At 67.1% G+C, this 19,526-nt stretch carries 19 protein-coding genes; 12 read left to right on the top strand and 7 right to left on the bottom strand.

Annotation, left to right across the window (positions count from 1 at the left end; all coding sequences use genetic code 11):
• Positions 1-182: 182 nt before the first annotated feature.
• Positions 183-923 carry a bifunctional 2-polyprenyl-6-hydroxyphenol methylase/3-demethylubiquinol 3-O-methyltransferase UbiG gene (ubiG, locus tag NLI89_RS15675; RefSeq protein ID WP_254687876.1) on the bottom strand — a complete coding sequence of 247 codons (741 nt, stop codon included), beginning with the start codon at positions 921-923 and terminating at the stop codon, positions 183-185.
• Positions 924-975: 52 nt separating this feature from the next.
• Here ubiG and NLI89_RS15670 point away from each other — a divergent pair, with 52 nt between their 5' ends.
• The 9 genes from NLI89_RS15670 to pal all read left to right on the top strand — a co-directional run bounded on the left by NLI89_RS15670 (position 976) and on the right by pal (position 9,920).
• Complete coding sequence (locus NLI89_RS15670; protein WP_248523954.1) at positions 976-2,229, top strand: aspartate kinase; 1,254 nt, start codon at positions 976-978, stop codon at positions 2,227-2,229.
• 241 nt (positions 2,230-2,470) lie between these two features.
• Positions 2,471-3,490 (top strand): NAD(P)H-dependent flavin oxidoreductase, encoded by a 1,020-nt coding sequence (locus NLI89_RS15665; RefSeq protein ID WP_254687875.1) that lies wholly within the window; start codon positions 2,471-2,473, stop codon positions 3,488-3,490.
• A gap of 410 nt (positions 3,491-3,900) precedes the next feature.
• The gene (locus NLI89_RS15660) at positions 3,901-4,659 is read left to right on the top strand and encodes a hypothetical protein (protein ID WP_254687874.1); all 759 of its coding nucleotides are present in this window, start codon (positions 3,901-3,903) and stop codon (positions 4,657-4,659) included.
• Between the two features lie 218 nt (positions 4,660-4,877).
• Entirely contained in the window at positions 4,878-5,336 is a 459-nt protein-coding gene (locus NLI89_RS15655; RefSeq protein ID WP_254687873.1) for a YbgC/FadM family acyl-CoA thioesterase, read from the top strand.
• Complete coding sequence (gene tolQ, locus NLI89_RS15650; protein ID WP_248523962.1) at positions 5,333-6,025, top strand: protein TolQ; 693 nt, start codon at positions 5,333-5,335, stop codon at positions 6,023-6,025. Before NLI89_RS15655 ends, tolQ begins: the two co-directional genes overlap by 4 nt.
• Before the next feature lie 182 nt (positions 6,026-6,207).
• Positions 6,208-6,645 carry a protein TolR gene (tolR, locus tag NLI89_RS15645; protein WP_254687872.1) on the top strand — a complete coding sequence of 146 codons (438 nt, stop codon included), beginning with the start codon at positions 6,208-6,210 and terminating at the stop codon, positions 6,643-6,645.
• A 24-nt stretch (positions 6,646-6,669) separates the two neighbouring features.
• Positions 6,670-7,704 carry a cell envelope biogenesis protein TolA gene (locus NLI89_RS15640; RefSeq protein ID WP_254687878.1) on the top strand — a complete coding sequence of 345 codons (1,035 nt, stop codon included), beginning with the start codon at positions 6,670-6,672 and terminating at the stop codon, positions 7,702-7,704.
• A 227-nt stretch (positions 7,705-7,931) separates the two neighbouring features.
• The gene (gene tolB / locus NLI89_RS15635) at positions 7,932-9,341 is read left to right on the top strand and encodes a Tol-Pal system beta propeller repeat protein TolB (RefSeq protein WP_439144527.1); all 1,410 of its coding nucleotides are present in this window, start codon (positions 7,932-7,934) and stop codon (positions 9,339-9,341) included.
• A 51-nt stretch (positions 9,342-9,392) separates the two neighbouring features.
• On the top strand, positions 9,393-9,920 hold the full coding sequence (pal, locus tag NLI89_RS15630) for a peptidoglycan-associated lipoprotein Pal (protein WP_248523970.1): 528 nt from the start codon (positions 9,393-9,395) through the stop codon (positions 9,918-9,920).
• Between the two features lie 146 nt (positions 9,921-10,066).
• Here pal and NLI89_RS15625 read toward each other — a convergent pair whose 3' ends face one another.
• The 4 genes from NLI89_RS15625 to NLI89_RS15610 all read right to left on the bottom strand — a co-directional run bounded on the left by NLI89_RS15625 (position 10,067) and on the right by NLI89_RS15610 (position 13,722).
• Positions 10,067-10,918: a S1/P1 nuclease gene (locus NLI89_RS15625; protein ID WP_254687870.1), complete on the bottom strand. Its 852-nt coding sequence runs from the start codon at positions 10,916-10,918 to the stop codon at positions 10,067-10,069.
• Positions 10,915-11,835 (bottom strand): isoaspartyl peptidase/L-asparaginase family protein, encoded by a 921-nt coding sequence (locus NLI89_RS15620; protein ID WP_254687869.1) that lies wholly within the window; start codon positions 11,833-11,835, stop codon positions 10,915-10,917. Before NLI89_RS15620 ends, NLI89_RS15625 begins: the two co-directional genes overlap by 4 nt.
• A complete protein-coding gene (locus NLI89_RS15615; protein ID WP_254687868.1) occupies positions 11,832-12,971 on the bottom strand; it encodes an acyltransferase family protein in 1,140 nt (379 codons plus the stop codon). Before NLI89_RS15615 ends, NLI89_RS15620 begins: the two co-directional genes overlap by 4 nt.
• A gap of 229 nt (positions 12,972-13,200) precedes the next feature.
• Positions 13,201-13,722: a DUF1993 domain-containing protein gene (locus NLI89_RS15610; protein ID WP_254687867.1), complete on the bottom strand. Its 522-nt coding sequence runs from the start codon at positions 13,720-13,722 to the stop codon at positions 13,201-13,203.
• 116 nt (positions 13,723-13,838) lie between these two features.
• On the opposite strand from NLI89_RS15610, the gene ispG reads away from it, so the two are divergent.
• From ispG to NLI89_RS15595, 3 genes are all read left to right on the top strand, one after another.
• Positions 13,839-14,975, top strand: a complete 1,137-nt coding sequence (gene ispG, locus NLI89_RS15605; RefSeq protein WP_254687866.1) for a flavodoxin-dependent (E)-4-hydroxy-3-methylbut-2-enyl-diphosphate synthase — start codon at positions 13,839-13,841, stop codon at positions 14,973-14,975.
• 309 nt (positions 14,976-15,284) lie between these two features.
• Positions 15,285-16,184 (top strand): DMT family transporter, encoded by a 900-nt coding sequence (locus tag NLI89_RS15600; protein ID WP_254687865.1) that lies wholly within the window; start codon positions 15,285-15,287, stop codon positions 16,182-16,184.
• Complete coding sequence (locus NLI89_RS15595; protein WP_254687864.1) at positions 16,181-16,657, top strand: GNAT family N-acetyltransferase; 477 nt, start codon at positions 16,181-16,183, stop codon at positions 16,655-16,657. Before NLI89_RS15600 ends, NLI89_RS15595 begins: the two co-directional genes overlap by 4 nt.
• A 214-nt stretch (positions 16,658-16,871) precedes the next feature.
• Here the strand turns inward: NLI89_RS15595 and ppa are convergent, their stop codons facing one another.
• Positions 16,872-17,450 (bottom strand): inorganic diphosphatase, encoded by a 579-nt coding sequence (gene ppa, locus NLI89_RS15590; protein ID WP_254687863.1) that lies wholly within the window; start codon positions 17,448-17,450, stop codon positions 16,872-16,874.
• 74 nt (positions 17,451-17,524) lie between these two features.
• Positions 17,525-19,450 carry a M61 family metallopeptidase gene (locus NLI89_RS15585; RefSeq protein ID WP_254687862.1) on the bottom strand — a complete coding sequence of 642 codons (1,926 nt, stop codon included), beginning with the start codon at positions 19,448-19,450 and terminating at the stop codon, positions 17,525-17,527.
• Positions 19,451-19,526 lie beyond the last annotated feature (76 nt).

The raw sequence follows: 19,526 nt of genomic DNA, 5'->3' as shown, positions 1-19,526 counted from the left end.
GCGGGTGGGGCTCCATTACTCGGCCCCACCCCGGCGGAGGCCGGGGCCCAGTTGGGGGACGGTGATGATTAGGGGCAGCGCTTCGTTACCATGACCTTTCCAACTGGGCCCCGGCCTTCGCCGGGGTGGTGGCGAGAAATGGGGTGGTGGGGAAGGTCTGGGTGGTGTCGCCGTGGGCACGCTCAGGCTTTTACCGCGGTCAGGAAGTAATCGAGGCTCGTCGAATCGCTCAGCGTGAATCCCGTAGCCGGCGAGAAGCTCAGCCCCCGCGTATCCGTCACACGCAGCCCCGCATCCTTCAGCAACGCCGTCAGCTCTTCCGGCGTAAGGAACTTGTTCCAGTCGTGCGTGCCCTTGGGAATGACCCCGGCACCCTCCGCCACTGTAATCATCGCCAGCCGCGACAACGGCGTACGGTTGGGCGTCGACAGGATCAGCAGCCCCCCCTCCGCCAAAGTCCGCGCCAAGCCCCGAACAAAGCCGGCAGGGTCGCTGACATGCTCGATCACCTCGAGGCTGGTGACGAGATCATACTGCCCGACCAGCCCCTCGACTCCCCCCGCGCGATAATCGATCGCGAGCCCACTCTGCGCGGCATGGATCTCCGCCACCGCGATATTCTCGGGCGCCGCATCGATCCCGGTCACCGTCGCGCCGAGCCGCGCGAGCGGCTCACACAGCAACCCCGCACCGCAACCGACGTCGAGCGCGGTCTTCCCTGCCAGCGGCGTGAAGGTCGCCCCGTCGCCACCCCAATGCGCGTCGACCTGCTCGCGGATATAGCGCAGTCGCGGCGGGTTGAGCTTGTGCAGCGGGGCGGACGAGCCATTCGGATCCCACCAGTCCTTTGCCATCGTGCCGAAATGCGCGGCCTCGCGCGGATCGATTGTTGCGCCGTTTACGGTGTCACTTGCCAGTATCATGCGCGCTACCTATCAGGGCCGCCGCTTCGACCCAAAGGGATTTGCGCTGCCAATGGCCCGTATCGTGATGAAATTCGGCGGGACGTCGATGGCTGGGATCGAGCGTATCCGCAACGTCGCCGCGCGCGTGAAGCGCGAAGTCGACGCCGGCAACCAGGTCGCCGTCGTCGTCTCCGCGATGGCCGGCGAGACCGATCGACTGGTCGGCTTCTGCCGCGAGGCGTCGTCGCTGTACGACGCGAAGGAGTATGACGTCGTCGTCTCGGCCGGCGAGCAGATTACGAGTGGTTTGCTCGCGATCGCGCTCCAGGCGGCGGGCTGCAAGGCCCGGTCGTGGCTCGGTTGGCAGTTGCCGATCAACACGTCGGACGCGCACGGATCGGCCCGGATCGGCGAGATCGACACGGCTGCGCTCGACGCGAGCCTTGCGGATGGTGTCGTGGCAGTCATTCCCGGTTTCCAGGGCGTCGCGGACGGCCAGCGCGTTACCACCTTGGGCCGTGGCGGCTCGGATACGTCGGCGGTGGCGATGGCGGCGGCGATGAAGGCCGATCGCTGCGACATCTATACCGACGTCGACGGCGTCTACACGACCGACCCGCGGATCGTCCCGCGTGCGCGGAAACTGAGCAAGGTCACGTACGAAGAGATGCTGGAACTCGCCAGCGTCGGTGCCAAGGTGTTGCAGACGCGGTCTGTCGGCCTGGCGATGAAAGAGAATGTGCGGGTACGCGTGCTGTCTTCGTTCGAGGACGGCGATACCAATGATGGTCACCGCGGCACGTTGATCGTGGGCGAAGAGGAAATCGACGATATGGAACGCCAGCTCATCACCGGCATCGCGCACGACAAGAACGAGGCGAAGATCACGTTGACGCAGGTCAGCGATCGGCCGGGTTCGGTCGCGGCGATCTTCGCGCCGCTCGCCGAGGCGGGAATCAACGTCGACATGATCGTGCAGAACGTCGCGCATTCGACCGGCTCGACCGACGTGACGTTCACGGTCCCGTCGGCGGATCTCGCGCGCTCGCTCGACGTGCTCGATAAGGCGAAGGACGCGATCGGCTATGCGACGATCGTCCACGATACGCGCGTCGCCAAGGTCTCCGTGGTCGGCGTCGGCATGCGCAGTCATGCGGGCGTCGCCTCGACGATGTTCACCACACTCGGCGAGCGCGGCATCAACATCCAGGCGATCGCGACCTCGGAGATCAAGGTCAGCGTGCTGATCGAAGAGGATTATACCGAGCTGGCCGTGCGCGTGTTGCATACGGCGTACGGGCTCGATGCCGAGGATGCGGCTTGAGTCGCAACGCCGTTCTCGACGTGCTCGCCCCAGTCCGAGGCGTGAGCCCAACCCACACCGTCATCCTCACCTATGCCGTCACCCCAGCGAAAGCTGGGGTCTCCCGCGGCAAGGGCGCGCGCTATCACCGGGAGATCCCAGCTTTCGCTGGGATGACGGATAGAGTTGGGATAGCGGACGTGATTGTAACGACGAACAGGGTTGCGACTACGAACAGGGTTGCGACGACGGGGATGGATGCATGACGATCGGTACTGAGCGGCTGCAACGCCGGATGGCGCGCGGCGCCGCGTTCCTCGGGTCGGAGGTTGCGATCCTCGGCGGCGCCATGTCGTGGGTGAGCGAGCGTCACCTCGTCTCCGCCATCTCGAACGCGGGCGGGTTCGGCGTGATCGCGTGCGGGGCGATGACGCCCGCGCTGCTCGATACCGAGATCGCCGCGACCAAGGCGATGACCGACAAGCCGTTCGGCGTGAACCTGATCACCATGCACCCCGATCTGTTCGAGCTGATCGCGGTCTGCACCAGGCATAACGTCGGCCACATCGTGCTCGCCGGTGGCCTGCCGCCCAAGGGCAGCATCGAGGCGATCAAGGAAACGGGCGCGAAGCTGATCGCGTTCTCGCCCGCGCTGGCGCTCGCGAAGAAGCTGATCCGCAGCGGCGTCGATGCGCTGGTGATCGAGGGGATGGAGGCTGGCGGGCATATCGGCCCGGTCTCGACCAGCGTGCTCGCGCAGGAGATGCTGCCCGAGATCGCAGACCAGGTTCCGGTGTTCGTCGCCGGCGGGATCGGTCGCGGCGAGGCGATCGCGGGGTATCTCGACATGGGTGCGGCGGGCGTCCAGCTCGGCACGCTGTTCGTGTGCGCGACCGAATCGATCGCGCACGCCAATTTCAAGAAGGCGTTCATCCGGGCGTCGGCGCGCGACGCGATCGCCAGCGTGCAGATCGATGCGCGTTTGCCGGTAATCCCGGTGCGCGCGCTGAAGAACGCGTCGAGCGAGCTGTTCACGGCCAAGCAGCGCGAAGTCGCCGGCCATCTCGACGGTGGCCGCGTGGAAATGGCCGAGGCGCAGTTGCAGATCGAGCATTACTGGGCGGGTGCGCTGCGCCGCGCGGTGATCGACGGCGATGTCGAGCATGGCTCGGTGATGGCGGGCCAGTCGGTCGGCATGGTCAAGCGCGAGGAGCCGGTCGCGGACATCATCGCCGGGCTGATGGCGCAGGCCGCCGCCGCGCTGGAAGCACGCGCGGTTTAACTTCTGATCCTCCCCCGCAAGGGGGAGGTGGCAGGCTCTTGCCTGACGGAGGGGGAGGGTGGCGCCGACTTCTGTTTCGCATCCTCCCCCTCCGTCGCCTACGGCGCCACCTCCCCCTTGCGGGGGAGGATCGAGAGGGCGCGTCTTTTTGCGGTGCTTCTGGTTCGTCGGTTTCCACCAAGCACCCCCCCGGCGAAGGCCGGGGCCCAATTGGGAGACGTCGCTGATCGAGGTCGCGCTCCGTTACCTGAACCTCTCCAATTGGGCCCCGGCCTACGCCGGGGTGGAAGCGATCCGGAAACCCCAACCCCACCCCCTCTCCACTCACCGCAAACCGCGTACGGCTTACGTCTCGTTAACCTAATCCATGCATAGAGTGTCCCGTCGGGGGACGTTACGAGGTGGTTGCGATGAGTCGTCGGTTTGCTTTGCTGTCCGTTACCGCGCTGGGCCTGCTGGCCGGCTGCACGTCGAAGCCGCGGACCGTGGCGCAGGTCGCGCCGCCCGTCATCATGGTGCCGGTCCCTGCGCCGACGATGCCGAAGGGCGCGTCGCCGACGATCGTCATCCCGGTCGCGCTGGCCGACGGCACCTATCCCACGCCGAATCGCAACCTGACGACCTCGGCAAAGGTCTGGCATCTCCGCGCCGCGCTCAACGTCGCCGCGCTAGCCTGTCGCGGGCCGCAGGAATTGACGATCGTCGCGGGCTACAACGCGCTGCTGTCGGCGCAGAAGCCGGTGCTCGCCAAGGCCGAAGCGACCTATGCCAGCGAATACAAGGCGGGCGGCGGCGACTGGCAGGATCGCTACGACGATTCGATGACGCGCCTTTACAACTTCTTCTCGCAGTCCCCTGCGCGCGACGAGTTCTGCGCGGCGGCAGGGGCCGTCCTCGCGCAGAGCACAGGGCTGGCGGCCGAGGCCTTGCCCGCGTTCGCCGCGCAGAACCTGCCCTTGCTCGAGCGTCCGTTCACCGATTTCTACCGCGCGGTCGACGCGTGGCGCGGTCGCACCGTGCGCCCGGTCCAGCCGCAGCTGGTCGCCTCGCGCCAATATGCATCGAACATGCCGGTGCAGACGGTCACCCAGGCCCGGCTCCAGCCGATCTCCCAGCCGGTGCCCCCCGCGCAGCCGCGCCTGAAGCTCGACGCCAGCGTCTTTCAGTAAAATCCTTCGATCCTCCCCCGCCAGGGGGAGGTGGCGCGAAGCGACGGAGGGGGAGGACACGGAGCAGGCGTGACCGCTTGCCTCCCCCTCCGTCTGGCAAGCGCCAGCCACCTCCCCCTTGCGGGGGAGGATCGCGTTAACGCTTCACCGCCGTTACCGCGAACATCGTGCAGGCAATGGTTGGCTTCCCTGCGAAGACTGGGTTAACAGCCGCGGGAATGGCTGAGGTTTCAGATCGTCCGGCGGAAGGCCGCTTCGAAGGGCGCGAGCACCGGTTTCCGGTGCGCGTCTATTTCGAGGACACCGACCTGTCGGGCGCGGTCTATCACGCCAATTACCTGCGCTACATGGAACGCGCCCGGTCGGACATGCTGCGGGTCGGCGGGATCGACCAGCGCGCGGCGTTCGACGCAGGCGAAGGCTCCTACGCGATCGCCAGCGTCGCCATCCGCTATGCCGCGCCCGCCAGGCTCGACGACGCGCTGCTGGTCGTCTCGCGGATCGTGCAGGTCCGCGCAGCCGGGGTCGCCATTCATCAAAGGGTCATGCGCGACGGGCTTGTCTTGGCCGAGGCGGACATTGTGGCGGCGTTGGTCGCTCCCAACGGTCGCCCACGCCGCCAGCCACGCGCATGGATCGATATCTACGAACGCCTAGTCTGGCAGGGGGAAGCATGAATCCGGTGTTGACTATGGATAGCGCGACGCTGTCGCCGATCCACTTGTTCCTGCAGGCCGACTGGGTCGTGAAGGGCGTGATGATCGGGCTGCTGCTCGCCAGCATCTGGACCTGGGCGCTGATCGTCGCGTTCTGGCGGCGGATCGGCAAGACGCGCAAGAACATGGTGCGGTTCGAGCGCGATTTCTGGAAGGCCGAGGATATCGACGTCTTCTACAAGGCGGAGGGCGAGAGCGCCCTGCCGTCCGCGCGCGTGTTCGCGGCGGGGGTGACCGAGTGGCGGCGCTCGACCGCGGGCGGCACGATCGACAAGAGCGGCACGCGCGAGCGACTGGCGACGACGATGGGCGCCGCGGTCGCGAGCGAGATCGACACGCTGTCGGATCGGCTGAACGTGCTGGCGACGGTCGGCTCGGTCGCGCCGTTCGTCGGGTTGTTCGGCACGGTGTGGGGCATCATGCGGAGTTTCACCAGCATCGCGGCGGCGCAGAACACGTCGCTGGCGGTGGTGGCGCCGGGTATCGCCGAGGCGCTGTTCGCGACCGCGATCGGGTTGTTCGCGGCAATCCCCGCGGTGATCGCGTACAACCGGTTTTCGCACGGCATCAACCGGATCGAGGCGAGCCTGAACCGGTTCGCCGATGGCTTCCACACGACCCTCTCGCGCCAACTGGATGGCTCGCGATGAGCGCGACGCAGATCCTCCCCGGCACGGGGAGGGGGACCGCGACGCGCAGCGGCGGGGTGGAGGGGGCTCTCCACGTCGCACAGCGGATGTGGAACGAGGCGCCCAACGCAACGCAGCGTATGACGCACGCCCCCACCACCAGCTTCGCTGGTCCCCCTCCCCGCGTGCGGGGAGGATTTTAAGTGGCGATGAACCTTCCTTCTTCCCGCGGCCGCGGTCGTCGCGCGCCGATGGCGGACATCAACGTCACGCCGCTGGTCGACGTGATGCTGGTGCTGCTGATCATCTTCATGGTGACCGCGCCGCTGATGACCGCGGGCGTGCCGGTGAACCTCCCCGACGCGCGCGCGAAGGCGCTCGACCAGGAGCAGAAGCCCGTCGAGATCTCGATGGACGAGACCGGCGCGCTGTTCATCGACCAGGATCAGGTGACCGACGACGCGCTGCCGATCCGGCTCGCGTCGATCGCCGCCAGCCGCGCGGTGGGGGACGAGCCGCAGGTGTTGCTGCGCGCCGACCGGAAGCTCGATTACGGCCGCGTGATGCGTGTGATGGGCGAACTCAACCGCGCCGGGCTGAACCGCGTCGCGCTGGTGACCGTCGAGGGCAACCAGAACTGATGGCTGACTGATGGGCCCCTGTTGATGGATCGTTCGGAGAAGATCGGCCTGGGCGTCGCGCTGGTCGGGCATGCGGTGCTGTTCGGCCTGTTGTCGCTCGGCTTCCTCAGCGCGCCCGAACCGCCGAAGATCACCCAGCAGCCGATCGACGTGAGCTTGGTGCCCGACGTGGCACTGGAGGCGACCGCGCCGCAATCGACCGAGGCGCCCGCGCAATCGATCGCGCCGGACGAGGGTGCGCCCGAGGATGCCGCGCCGCCCGCCCCGCAAGAGGCCGAGCCCGAGCCGCAGCCCGATCCAACACCACCCGCGCCGCAGCCCAAACCCGCGCCGCCGAAACCGGCACCCAAGCCACAACCGACGCCGGAACCCGCGCCCAGGCCGCAGCCCAAACCCAAGCCCGCGCCACCAAAGCCCGCCGCCAAGCCGGCCCCAGTCGCGAAGCCTGTGGTGAAGCCGCAGCCCAAGCCGACCAAGGCCAAGCCGACCAAGGCCGCGCCGGCGAAATCGGCACCGGCGAAGACCGCGACGAAATCGAAGGATACGGCTGCCAAGTCGTCGTCCAGTTCGGCCAAGCCCGCCAAGCCGTCCTCGACCAAGGGCAGCGGCTCGACCGCGGACGCCAAGACCTCGCGTCCGCGCGGATCGCGGCTCGGCGACAATTTCCTCAAAGGGCTGTCGGCCGATCCGTCGCCGAGCAAGTCCGAAGCGCCCAAGGCGGCCAAGCTCGGCGCGCAGGCGGCGGCGAACATCGGCTCGGCGATCCTGCGCCAGGTGCAGCCCTGCGCCAACCGCCAGGTCACGCCGGGGCCCGGCGCGGAGCGGATCCGCGTGACGATCAACCTGAAGCTCAACCGCGACGGGACGCTGAAGTCGCGACCGACGATCACCGGTCATGCCGGCGTCGACGACGACAACCGGCGCTATGTCGACCGCGTCGACGATCTCGCGATCGCGACCTTTGTCGGATGTTCGCCGCTACGCGGTTTGCCCGACGACCTGTATGACGTGCAGAACGGCTGGAGCAATTTCAGCCTGCGCTACAAACTTCCCGGCTGAGGATGTCCGTTATGACTCGATCGATCCTGGGGTTTTTCCCTTCATGCCCGCAGCACGCGTTGGTGGAGCGCCTCCCTTTACACGGCACCCACCCCGGCGGAGGCCGGGGCCCAGTTGGAAAGGTCGATGTAACGATGCGCGGACCTCAGTCAGCAACGTCCCCCAACTGGGCCCCGGCCTTCGCCGGGGTGGCGCATTTGGTTGGTGGGCGTAAGGCTCGATCGGTTCTGGCTTCGGTCGGGCTGCTCGCGTTCGTCTCTGGTGGCGTAGCCAGCGCGCAGGACGCACCCGCACTCGCACCGGCCCCCCAGCAGGCCCCCCAGCAAGCCCCGGCCGACCCCGCAGCGCCCGCCGCCCCCGCCGGCGACCAGTCCGGCGGTCTCGTGGTCGACGTCACCGGCGGTATCTCCGCGCCGATGCCGATCGCGATTCCCGTCATGCCGACTGCCGCGGTCGTCTCCACACCGGCCGGCTCGACCGACGTGCTCGGCCGCCAGCTCGCCGACATCGTCACGAACGACCTCCGCAACTCCGGCCTGTTCACGCCGCTCTCCCCCGGCCAGCTTCGCCCGGTCAGCTTCCCCGAAGTCACCGCGCCCGGGTTCGAGTACTGGGGCAGCACCGGCGCACAGGCCCTCGTGCAGGGCTTCATCCGCGCGAATGGCGACGGAAACCTGACGGTCGGCTGCTACCTCTACGACGTGTCGTCGAAGGCCGAACTGACGCGCACCGGCTTCGTCGTGTCGCCGTCGGACTGGCGCCGCGCAGGGCATAAATGCGCCGACATGGTCTATACCCGCCTCACCGGCGAAGGCGCGTATTTCGACAGCCGCGTCGTCTATGTGTCCGAGACCGGCCCCAAGGGTCGCCGCATCAAGCGGCTCGCCATCATGGATCAGGACGGCGCCAATCACCGTTTCCTGACCAACGGCCAGTCGATCGTGCTGACGCCGCGGTTCGCGCCGAACCAGCAGTCGATCGTCTATATGAGCTATCTCAACAATCGCCCGGCGATCTACGTCTACGACATCGGCTCGGGCAAGCAGCGGTTGGTCGTAGCCAACGCGAACCTGACGTTCGCGCCAAGGTTCTCGCCGGATGGCCGCAACATCCTGTTCTCGATGGCGCAGGGCGGCAATACCGACGTGTACCGCGTCTCGTCGCAGGGCGGCACGCCGCAGCGCCTGACCAACTCGCCGGGGATCGACACGGGCGGCAGCTATTCGCCGGACGGCTCGAAGATCGTGTTCGAGAGCGATCGCTCGGGTGGGCAGCAGATCTACGTGATGAACGCCGACGGCTCGAACCAGCAGCGGATCAGCTTCGGCGGCGGGCGCTATGCCACGCCGGTGTGGAGCCCGCGTGGCGACCTGATCGCGTTCACCAAGCTCGGCGGCGGCTTCCGGATCGGCATCATGAGCCCGAGCGGCGGCGGCGAGAAATTGCTGACCAACGACTGGCAGGACGAGGGACCGAGCTGGTCGCCCAACGGTCGCGTGATCAATTTCTATCGGTCGGGGCGCGGCAGCGGTGGCAAGGCGGACCTCTGGTCGGTCGACCTCACCGGGGTCAACGAGCGCAAGATCCCGACGCCGCTCGACGGCTCCGATCCGGCCTGGGGCCCGCTTCGTCCGTAAACCTGCTATGGGGGCGTAACGGGGAATATGATTTTCTACGGGAGACTGTCTATGTCGAAGCTTTCCAACATCTTGCTCGCGTGCACTGCGCTGATCGCCGTCGCTGGCTGTGCGAAGAAGCGTCCCGCGGTGTTGCCACCCGCGCCGGTCGACAATAATGCGCCGGTCGATCCCAATGCGGGGATGAACAACGGCAATGTCGGCGGCGCGATCGTGCCGGGGTCGGATGCCGACTTCCAGCGCTCGGTCAGCTCGAACACGGTGAATTTCGGGCTCGACATGTACGACATCGATCCGACCGCGCGCGCGATCCTCGACAGCCAGGCGCAGTGGCTGGCGAAGTTCCCGAACCAGCGCATCACGATCGAAGGCCATGCCGACGAACGCGGCACGCGCGAATACAACCTCGCGCTCGGCGATCGCCGTGCGAACGCAACGAAGAACTATCTGGCCGCAAAGGGCGTGTCGTCGTCGCGGATGACGACGATCAGCTATGGCAAGGAGCGCCCGGTGGCGATGGGCTCGGACGACCAGAGCTGGGCGGCAAACCGCCGTGCGGTCACGGTGGTGTTGAACTAACCTTCTACCCCTCTCCCTTCAGGGGAGAGGGAAGGAGGAGCGCTTGCGACGGGAGGGTGAGGGCACGTGCTTTGGTGAGCCGTGCCCTCACCCTCCCACGCGCAAGGGCACGCGGGCCCCTCCCTCTCCCCGGAGGGGAGAGGGGTTTAGCCCAGTGCCTTGTCGAGCAGTTTCGCCAGGCGGATCCCCCCACGGCGGATTTCCTCGCGCGATACCGGCACCATCTTCGCGATCGTCGCGTCATCCATCTTCACCCGCGCCGGCACCGCGCCACACGCGTCCCCACCCAGCGCCGCCGCATACGCCGTATGCGACGCCTCCCACGACTCCCGGCTCCAGTCGACGACCGTCCCAGCCCCGATCTTCGCCCGCTCCGCCGCCGGATAGCGCCGGACCAGCGACGGCGGCGTCGAGATTGCGCGCTCCGCCAGCGGGCCATCCCAGATCGAATGCAGGTTGAACCGCGCCGGCCCGTAGATGCCGTAATCCGCCTTCACGTCGTTGCCGCCCTTGTCGTGGCGGTCGCCGGCGTGGAGCGGCTGGTGCAGATCGCCGACGAAGTGGATCAGGAACGCCAGCGCCTGGACGCGGTCCTTTTGCGACGTGGCGGGATCCCGCAGCAATTTCACGTCGCGGTCGATCTGCGCCGAGACGCAGTCGCCGTCCTTGCACGCTGGCGTCAGGTCGAACGGCGCGCAGACGTCGGCGTTCTGATAGTGCCAGCTATACGCGAACCCGAAGCGCGACTTGCCGTCGGCGGTCTTGAGCGGCTTGATGCAGTCTGCCCAGACGCTCGCCTCCTCGATCGTGCCCGCCGGGCATTCGGGCGTGTCGAGCAACGCCTGTTGCGCGAGCAGTTTCCGGATCGCGACCTTGGTCTTGGGCGTGACGTTGGCATAGGCGATCTGCGCGACGGTCTGGTGGCCATATTCCCAGAACGCGGTGGCGGGGGAGGCGAGGCCGGTGGCGGCCAAGGCGGCGAGGAGAAAGCGCTTCATACCACTTCGTTAGCGTAGATCGCGACCGTCCGGCTACCCGAAGACGAAGCGCGACCGCGGTACATGCCGACGGTGTTGAAACCCCACGCCATCTCGCCGTCCGGCCCCGCGACGATCACCCCGCCGGTGCCGCCGAGTGCCTTCACTTCGGCGAGCACCGCGTCGGCCGCGACTTGCAGCGACTCGCCCGACAGACGGACGCGCGCGGCGATCTCGTGGCCAACACCAACTCGCAGGAAGAACTCGCCCGAGCCGGTGCACGACACCGCACACGCGCGATCGTCGGCGAAGGTGCCCGCGCCGATCACGGGCGTATCGCCGATCCGGCCCCAGCGCTTGCCGGTGACTCCGCCGGTCGAGGTCGCGGCGGCGACGTGGCCGTGCGTATCGCAGGCGACTGCGCCGACCGTGCCGTATTTCATGTCGACGTCGAACCCGCCGCCATCGGCCTGGAACTCGGCGAATTGCCGGCGGCGTTCGTGGGTCGCGAACCAGTCGGCATCGGCTTGCGGCAGGTCGCGTTCGAGCGAGAACGCGTCGGCGCCCTTGCCGGCGAGGAAGACGTGGCGCCCGTCGTCCAGGATCGCACGCGCGAGCCCGACCGGGTTGCGCGTCGCGGTGGCTGCCGCGACTGCCCCCGCCGCTCGGGTGCGCCCGTCCATGATCGCCGCGTCCAGCTCCAGCGTGCCGTCATGCGTGAACACCGCGCCGCGCCCCGAGTTGAAGTGCGGGTCGTCCTCCAGCACACGGACCGCCGCTTCGACCGCATCGAGCGCGCTGCCGCCATCCGCCAACACTTTCGACCCCGCGTCGAGTGCCCTCGACAGGCCGGCGCGCGCGCCCGCATCCTGTTCGGGCGAGACCATCTCGCTATCGAGTTTGCCGGCGCCGCCGTGGATGACGAGGGTCCAGGTCATGCTGAGTCTTTCGAGGGTAGGGCGCGAAGGCCGATGAGGGGACGGAGCGGCGCGATGCTGCGACCGATCCAGTAGAAGGCGATGCAGCCGATGATCGTCGCACCCAGCAGGCATGCGAACTCCACCCAGCCCGGCAGGCCGGCGGGGAGCAGCGCGTACATGACGAGGACGATGATCGTCTGGTGGATCAGGTAGAAGGGGAACACCGCCTCGGTCAGCATCGGCCGCCAGCGATGATCGCGGTTCCAGTGGCGCTCGGCGATCCCGATCAGCGCGACGATCGCGCCCCATTGCTCGACCGCGTGCGCGATGCCGTAGGGCGTGTAGACCCAGCGCGGCGTCGGGACATCCGCCGGCCAGCGCAGTTCGACGCCGATGATCCAGAGATAGGCCAGCAGCGCTGCGATCGCGCCCGCCTTCCACCAGCGTGCGATCGCTGCCATCGCCGCCTCCGACCGCGCGAGGCCGAAGCCGAACAGGAAGGCGGGGAAATAGGTGACGTGCGCGATCCAGTCGCCCCACAACGCCTGCGTATCGCCGACCATCCGCAGCCACCAGCCATGGACGAACACGAGCCACGCGATCGGCAGCAGCACGACCGCCCAGCCGCTAAAAATCCGGTCGAACGCGCGTTGCAGCCAGTCGCCGCGGACGACGACCACCCCGAGCGTCAGGACGGTGGTGTAGACCCAGAGATAGACGACGAACCAGAGGTGGTTCCAGGTCGGCAGCGACAGCCCGGCGAGCGTGTCGAAGCGGAAATAATCGTGTGTCCAGAACGTCCAGTAGCTGCCGGCATAGCCGTGCTTGGTGACCAGCTCGACCCAGGGTTGCGGCGGCACGATCACCGCGATCCCGAACAGCAACGGCACCAGCAACCGATTGCAGCGATTGGCGAAGAACCCGCCCGTGCTGCTCGACCGCGCCAACAGCGCGCGGCTGGCATAGCCCGAGACGACGAACAGCAAGGTGAGCCGCCACGCATTGCTGGCGAGCATCGGCAGCCGCACCCAGTTCTCGACATGGAGCGACTTCACGTGAAAGTTCCACGGCACGAAGACCATGCCGATATGATAGACGATCAGCAGGGCGAACGCGCCGATCCGCAGCCAGTCCATGCCGAAATGCCGGTTCATCGCGCGGCCCTACGGGGCGGGGGCCGGTGCCGCAAGCGCGCTAGGGGTGGTGTGGTGCTCAGGACGGGTGATCCCGCGATCCTCCCCCGCCAGGGGGAGGTGGCTGGCTCTTGCCAGACGGAGGGGGAGGACACGGAACAACGGTTGCCCCTACCTCCCCCTCCGTCACCTACGGTGCCACCTCCCCCTGGCGGGGGAGGATCGAATCATCGCAACGCCTGCTTTCGGCTCAAACCTTCATGCGCGGCGTGCCCATGAAGTCGCGCTTGCCGATCGGGACACCCTGCGCGCGCAGGATCGCGTAGGCCGTCGTGGCGTGGAAATAGAAATTGGGCTGCGAGAACGACAGCAGGAAGTTCGCGCCGGTGAACGGCATGACGAACGTACCGAACTCGAACTTGGTGTCGTTGTCGGCGAGCGCGTCGAACGCCTCCCGGTCGATCGCTTCCAGCGTGGCGATCGCGTCGCGCAGGATCGCGTGGAGCCCCGCGAAATCGGTCGGCCAGGGCGACCGGTCGGGCGAGAAGGTGCCACAGCGGACGCCTTCGATCCCGCCGACCGAATGCGCTGCGCACGACTTCACCTGATAGCCGAACGGCAGCATGTCGTCGGCGAGCTTCGCGTTGATCAGCGTCGCGGGCTCGATCCCGCGCTCGGCGGCGAACGCCTCCGCCTTGTCGAGCAGCGCATCGACCGCACGGAGGATCTGGAGGTTCGAGGGGATCGTCGCATCGTAGAGGGAAAGCGTCATCGACCGGGCTCCTAATGTGTCGCGCCGCTATGGCCGACGTTCGAGGCGCCTGCCAGCGATGTTCCGTTCCGCCGCGCTAGTCGCTATATACGGCCTCGAACTCCCGAGGAATCCCCATGTCCCTTCGTCCCTGGCGCGATATCACCCGCCGCAAGAGCCGCCAGATCATGGTCGGCAACGTTCCCGTCGGCGGCGATGCGCCGGTTACGGTCCAGACCATGACCAACACGCCTACCGACGATGTGAAGGCGACGGTCGACCAGATTCGGCGCTGCGAAGAGGCTGGCGTCGACATCATCCGCGTGAGCTGCCCCGACGTCGAATCGACCGCCGCGCTGAAGCAGATCGTCCGCGCCAGCCGCGTACCGATCGTCGCCGACATCCATTTCCACTACAAGCGCGCACTCGAAGCCGCCGATGCGGGGGCGGCCTGCCTCCGCATCAATCCGGGCAATATCGGCTCGGCGGCGCGCGTGAAGGAAGTTGTGGACGCGGCCAAGTCGAATGGCTGCGCGATCCGGATCGGCGTCAATGGCGGCTCGCTGGAGCGGCACCTGCTAGAGAAATACGGCGAGCCTTGCCCCGATGCGCTGGTCGAGTCGGCGCTCGATCACATCAAGCTGTTGCAGGACCACGACTTTCACGAGTTCAAGGTCGCGGTGAAGGCCTCCGACCTGTTCCTCGCCGTGGCGGCGTACCAGCAGCTCGCCGAGCAGGTCGATTGCCCGTTGCATCTCGGCATCACCGAGGCTGGCGGGTTCGTCGGCGGCACGGTGAAGTCAGCGATCGGGATGGGGAGCCTGCTCTGGTACGGGATCGGCGACACCATCCGCGTGTCGCTCTCCGCCGAGCCCGAGGAGGAAGTCCGCGTCGGCTTCGAGATCCTCAAGGCACTCGGCATCCGCAACCGCGGCGTCCGCGTCGTCTCGTGCCCGTCCTGCGCGCGCCAGGGCTTCGACGTGATCCGCACCGTGCAGGCGCTGGAGGAACGGTTGCAGCATATCCGCACGCCGATGTCCCTGTCGGTGCTCGGCTGCGTCGTCAACGGCCCCGGCGAAGCGCGCGAGACCGACATCGGCATCACCGGCGGCGGCAACGGCAAGCACATGGTCTACCTCTCGGGCGTCACCGATCATCACGTCCAGGACGCCGACATGGTCGACCACATCGTCCGGCTGGTCGAGGCTAAAGCGGCTGAGATCGACGCGGCGGATGAGGCGTTGGCTGCGTTGGTGCCGGTGGCGGCGGAATAGGTCTGAGCTTTCGGCTGCTTACGCTCCAGTCCTGAACCCTGACTTTGGGGAGGATGACGCCGTGATGCGCGCGTCTTTCTACCGTTCTCCCGCGGAGGCGGGAGTCCAGGGCCACACCCGATAGCGTCCGTGATCCTGGACCCCCGCGTTCGCGAGGGAACGGCAATACCCTCGGGTATCGCTCTATCGAACCGTCGATGTCCGCAACGACGACTCGAGCGCCGTCGATGGCGCAGCGATCGGATGCAGTTTAGGCGGACCGCATGAGGATGATCCGAACGGTGAGCGTTCATGATACGGTCTAGTCCGATGACACCCCGCATAGTTTCCCCCGCGCTTGCCTTCTCGATCGCCGCGCTGGGCATCGGGCTGTTCTCCGTGATGGACGCGGTGATGAAGTCGCTCGTGCTGGCGATCGGCGTCTACAACGCGCTGCTGTGGCGGCAGATGATCAGCGTCGGGCTCGGAGCGGTCGCGTGGAAGCTGGGGAACAGCGGGCGACCGAGCGGGCGCGCGCTGAAGCTGCATCTGGCGCGCGGGCTGGTGACGACGGCGATGGCGGTGCTCTTCTTCTGGGGGCTGGCACGCGTACCGATGGCGCAGGCGATTTCGCTGACCTACATCGCGCCGATCCTCGCGCTGTTGCTTGCGGCGGTCACGCTGGGCGAGCGGGTCGGGTGGAAGACGGTCGTCGCGTCGATCGCGGCGCTCGGCGGCGTGCTGGTGGTGATGATCGGGCAGGGACGCGAAGTGCCGGGACCCGGGACGTTCCACGGGACGCTCGCGATCCTCGGCTCGGCGGTGCTGTATGCGGTCAACCTCGTGATCGCGCGGCTGCAGAGCCAGGCGGCGCGGCCGGGCGAGATCGCGTTCTTCCAGGCGCTCGTCATCACCGCGACGCTGGCGCTGGCGGCGCCGTGGCTCGCGGTAGTGCCCGACGCCGCGCAGTGGCCAAAGCTCCTGCTGGCGGCAGGGCTCGCGACCGCGTCGCTCTGGCTGCTCGGCTGGGCGTACGCGCACGGCGACACCGGGTTCCTGGCGACCACCGAATATACCTCGTTCGTCTATGCCGCGGTGCTGGGTTTCGTCGTGTTCGGCGAGCGGGTATCGGCGTTCACGCTGGCGGGCGCGGCGATCATCGTCGTCGCGTGCCTGTACGCGGCGCGGCGGCGTGACATCGCGCAGAGTTCGATCGAGGCAAGTGCATGACCCATATCCGTTCCGCCACCCGCGCCGATGTCGGCACGATCCTGCGCTTCGTCCGCGAACTCGCCGCGTTCGAGCGCGAGCCGGATGCGGTCGAGGCGACCGAGCCGATGCTGGCAGAGGCGCTGTTCGGGGAAAAGCCGGCAGCGGAGGCCCTGATCGCGGAGAACGAGCACGGCCCGCTCGGCTTCGCGCTGTTCTTCCACAATTTCTCGACCTGGACGGGCAAGCGCGGGCTGTATCTCGAGGATCTGTACGTCACGCCCGACGCGCGCGGGCAGGGGGTCGGCGGTGCGCTGCTGTCGCATCTCGCCGGCATGGCGCTCGATCGCGGCTGTGCGCGGTTCGAATGGTCGGTTCTCGACTGGAACGCCGATGCGATCGCGTTCTACCGGAAGGTCGGCGCGGTCGGGATGGAGGACTGGACGATCCAGCGTATGTCCGGGGATGCGCTGGTCAGGCTGGCGGGGCGGTAGGAAAGCCGCCGCCGGCCTGTACCGTAACGGGACCAATCTTGCTCTAACAAGTACCTCCCCGGCGCAGGCCGGGGTCCAGTTGGTGCGCGTATATAACGACGGATAGTCCCTCGTTACATCGACCTTCCCAACTGGACCCCGGCCTTCGCCGGGGAGGTGTACTTATCTAAATGGGCCAGAGACCAGCCGCATTTGGAGGCTAGGAGTCCGAGGCTTACCGCCCTGCGGCGTCGTCCGAATTCATCGGCTCCTTGCCCTTCGCCTTCTCGGCTTCGTAGCGCTCGATCGCCTCGATAGTGACGCGTTTGGCTTCCTCGGCGTCGCCCCACTTGCCGACGCGGACCCACTTCGTCTTCTCGAGGTCCTTATAGTGCGTGAAGAAATGCTCGATCTGCTCGAACACGATCTCGGGCATGTCGCCGCGCTCGCCGATATTGGCGTAATAGGGGAACACGGCGTCGACCGGCACGCAGACGAGCTTCTCGTCGCCGCCGGCTTCGTCCTCGAGGTTCAGCACCGCGATCGGACGCGCGCGGACGACGCAGCCCGGGATGAACGGCGAGCGCGCGATCACCAGCGCATCCAACGGATCGCCATCGGGGCTCAGCGTGTGCGGCACGAAGCCGTAGTTCGCCGGATAGCGCATCGGCGTGTGCAGGATGCGATCGACGAACAGCGCGCCCGATGCCTTGTCGAACTCGTACTTCACCGGCTCGCCGCCGGTCGGCACTTCGATGATGACGTTCAGGTCCTCGGGCGGGTTCTTGCCGGTCGGGATGAGATCGATACGCATGGCGGTCCTTTCGATATGACGATGCCGGCGCTCCACGGCTTGGAGAGCGGCCGGCACCGGTAGATTTCAAAGGCTCAACGCGGCATCAGCAGCTTGTCGAGCCCGCCGTCACCTGTACCCACCTTCTGCAGACGCGGATAGCGCGGGCCGTCGTGGTAATCGAGCAAGATGTCACGGAATCGGTCGTTGTTCTTTACAGTGAGACGGATCGGCTCCTTGGTGCCCTTCGCTGCCAGGATCGCTGCCTTGATCCGGTCGGACGAATACGCCTCGCTGTTGACCGCCTCGATCTCGGTGCCGACGTCGAGGCCCGCCTTGAACGCCGGGCTGTCCCAGATCGACGAGGTCACGACGCCGTCCTTGTTGATCACCATGCCGAGCGAATAGCTGACGTCGGTGCCACGCGTCTTCTCGGCCTGCTTCAGATACGGGCTCTGCTCGGGGCCATAGACCAGCTTGTAGCCGTTCATCGCGAAGCCGTTGATCGGCGCGGGCTTGCCCGTCTCGGTCAGCCGCGTGTTGAGGAACGTCGCCCAGTCATAGGGGACGATGCCGTTCAGCGTCTTGGCGACGTCGGCGAACGTGTAGGTCAGCTCGCCATAATCACCGTCGCGGACGCCGAAGAAGGCGCGCGCGAAATCGTCGATCGACTTGGTGCCGCCGGACTTCTGGCGGAGCATCGCGTCGACCTCCATCCAGACCATCAGGCCCTCGTTGTAGTAATCCTCCGACCGCTGCCAGCTGGTCCAGCCCTTCGGTTTCCGCGCGGAGATGACGGGGTCGTTGGTCGTGTCGATCAGCGGGCGCCATTCGCGACCCTTCGCGGTGTCGTAGATGCCGAGGATCGAGGCATAGCCGTCGAGCGTGTCCTGCTTGCTGACCAGCCCCGACCGCGCCTGGAGCACATAGCCCCAGAACTGCGTCTGGCCCTCGTAGACCCACAGCAGCGAGTCGCGCATCGGCGTGCGGAAATCGGGCGTCCACAGGTCCGCGCCACGGCGGAACTTGCCGTCCCAGCTATGCGTGAACTCATGCGGCAGCAGGTTCCGCGCGGCGGCCCCCGTGTCCCACTCGGTGAAATAGCCGGGACGGACGCCGTTCTCGGAACTGCGGTGATGCTCCAGGCCGATCCCGCCGAGCTGGTCGGTGATCGACAGCAGGAACTCGTAGCGATCGTAATGCTGCGCGCCGAACGTCTTCACCGCCTGATCGACGAGCCGCTTGTGCGCATCGATCTGCTCGGGCTTGGCCGCGAGCTGGTCGGGGCTGTCGGCGAACACGTTCAGGCCGACGCGGGGGCTGAGCGGCCAGACCTTCCCGTATTTGCCCGCAAGCGTCGGCGAATCGACGAGGATCTCGTAGTTCGTCGTGTCGTAGCTGTAGGTCGATCCCGACACCTTGGCCGGCACCGCACCCGCTGCGGTCCAGCCCGCCGGATACTGAACGGTCATCTTGATCGGGATCTGGCGCGTGAAATAGCCGGCCGGGTACAGGCTGACGAGGTTCGGCTGGAGGCTGACCATCGTCGGCGTCATCACGATGCGGCCCTGGTCGGCCTTGGTCGCGGAGATGAACTGGAACTCGGCCACCAGGGTCTTCACACCGGTGGGCACGTCGATGTGGAATGCGAACACGTCGACCGGATCGCGCGTCCAGGGCACGATCTTGCCATTGGCGCGGATCACGAGGCCGGCGAGCTTCTCGATCTCGCCGCGCGGGGAGTGCGCGCCGGGCAGCCACTTCGGATAGAGCAGCGCCATGGGCCCCGCCTTGGCGACCGGGATCGTCTCCTTCACGCGGAAGATGCCGCGCTCGGTATCGGTCGCATCGACGTCGAGCAGCAGCGTGCCCGGATAGGGCGTGTCGACCGCGTCGGGGATGGTGTCGACGAACGGCACCGGCTGCGGCGCGGTGTTGCCGGCGGGAACCTGCGCGATGGCGGGAACGGCCGCGGGAAGTGCAGACGCGAGCAGGGATGCGACGAGAAGCTTGCGGATCAAGGAAGGGCCTTCCGGCTGAGAGACGATGACCCGAGGTGTAATCGCGATAAAGGGCAGCCGTCCAGTCCTTTACCGG

Source organism: Sphingomonas faeni (genome assembly GCF_024273235.1).
Lineage (GTDB): Bacteria > Pseudomonadota > Alphaproteobacteria > Sphingomonadales > Sphingomonadaceae > Sphingomonas > Sphingomonas faeni_A.
This window is presented reverse-complemented; position numbering and strand designations above follow the sequence as displayed.

What these genes read in the sequence shown, in the direction of transcription:
- ubiG (WP_254687876.1), bottom strand. Translation starts at nt 923, where the DNA reads ATGATACTGGCAAGTGACACCGTAAACGGCGCAACAATCGATCCGCGC.
- NLI89_RS15670 (WP_248523954.1), top strand. Translation starts at nt 976, where the DNA reads ATGGCCCGTATCGTGATGAAATTCGGCGGGACGTCGATGGCTGGGATC.
- NLI89_RS15665 (WP_254687875.1), top strand. Translation starts at nt 2,471, where the DNA reads ATGACGATCGGTACTGAGCGGCTGCAACGCCGGATGGCGCGCGGCGCC.
- NLI89_RS15660 (WP_254687874.1), top strand. Translation starts at nt 3,901, where the DNA reads ATGAGTCGTCGGTTTGCTTTGCTGTCCGTTACCGCGCTGGGCCTGCTG.
- NLI89_RS15655 (WP_254687873.1), top strand. Translation starts at nt 4,878, where the DNA reads ATGGCTGAGGTTTCAGATCGTCCGGCGGAAGGCCGCTTCGAAGGGCGC.
- tolQ (WP_248523962.1), top strand. Translation starts at nt 5,333, where the DNA reads ATGAATCCGGTGTTGACTATGGATAGCGCGACGCTGTCGCCGATCCAC.
- NLI89_RS15640 (WP_254687878.1), top strand. Translation starts at nt 6,670, where the DNA reads ATGGATCGTTCGGAGAAGATCGGCCTGGGCGTCGCGCTGGTCGGGCAT.
- pal (WP_248523970.1), top strand. Translation starts at nt 9,393, where the DNA reads ATGTCGAAGCTTTCCAACATCTTGCTCGCGTGCACTGCGCTGATCGCC.
- NLI89_RS15625 (WP_254687870.1), bottom strand. Translation starts at nt 10,918, where the DNA reads ATGAAGCGCTTTCTCCTCGCCGCCTTGGCCGCCACCGGCCTCGCCTCC.
- NLI89_RS15620 (WP_254687869.1), bottom strand. Translation starts at nt 11,835, where the DNA reads ATGACCTGGACCCTCGTCATCCACGGCGGCGCCGGCAAACTCGATAGC.
- NLI89_RS15615 (WP_254687868.1), bottom strand. Translation starts at nt 12,971, where the DNA reads ATGAACCGGCATTTCGGCATGGACTGGCTGCGGATCGGCGCGTTCGCC.
- NLI89_RS15610 (WP_254687867.1), bottom strand. Translation starts at nt 13,722, where the DNA reads ATGACGCTTTCCCTCTACGATGCGACGATCCCCTCGAACCTCCAGATC.
- ispG (WP_254687866.1), top strand. Translation starts at nt 13,839, where the DNA reads ATGTCCCTTCGTCCCTGGCGCGATATCACCCGCCGCAAGAGCCGCCAG.
- NLI89_RS15600 (WP_254687865.1), top strand. Translation starts at nt 15,285, where the DNA reads ATGACACCCCGCATAGTTTCCCCCGCGCTTGCCTTCTCGATCGCCGCG.
- NLI89_RS15595 (WP_254687864.1), top strand. Translation starts at nt 16,181, where the DNA reads ATGACCCATATCCGTTCCGCCACCCGCGCCGATGTCGGCACGATCCTG.
- ppa (WP_254687863.1), bottom strand. Translation starts at nt 17,450, where the DNA reads ATGCGTATCGATCTCATCCCGACCGGCAAGAACCCGCCCGAGGACCTG.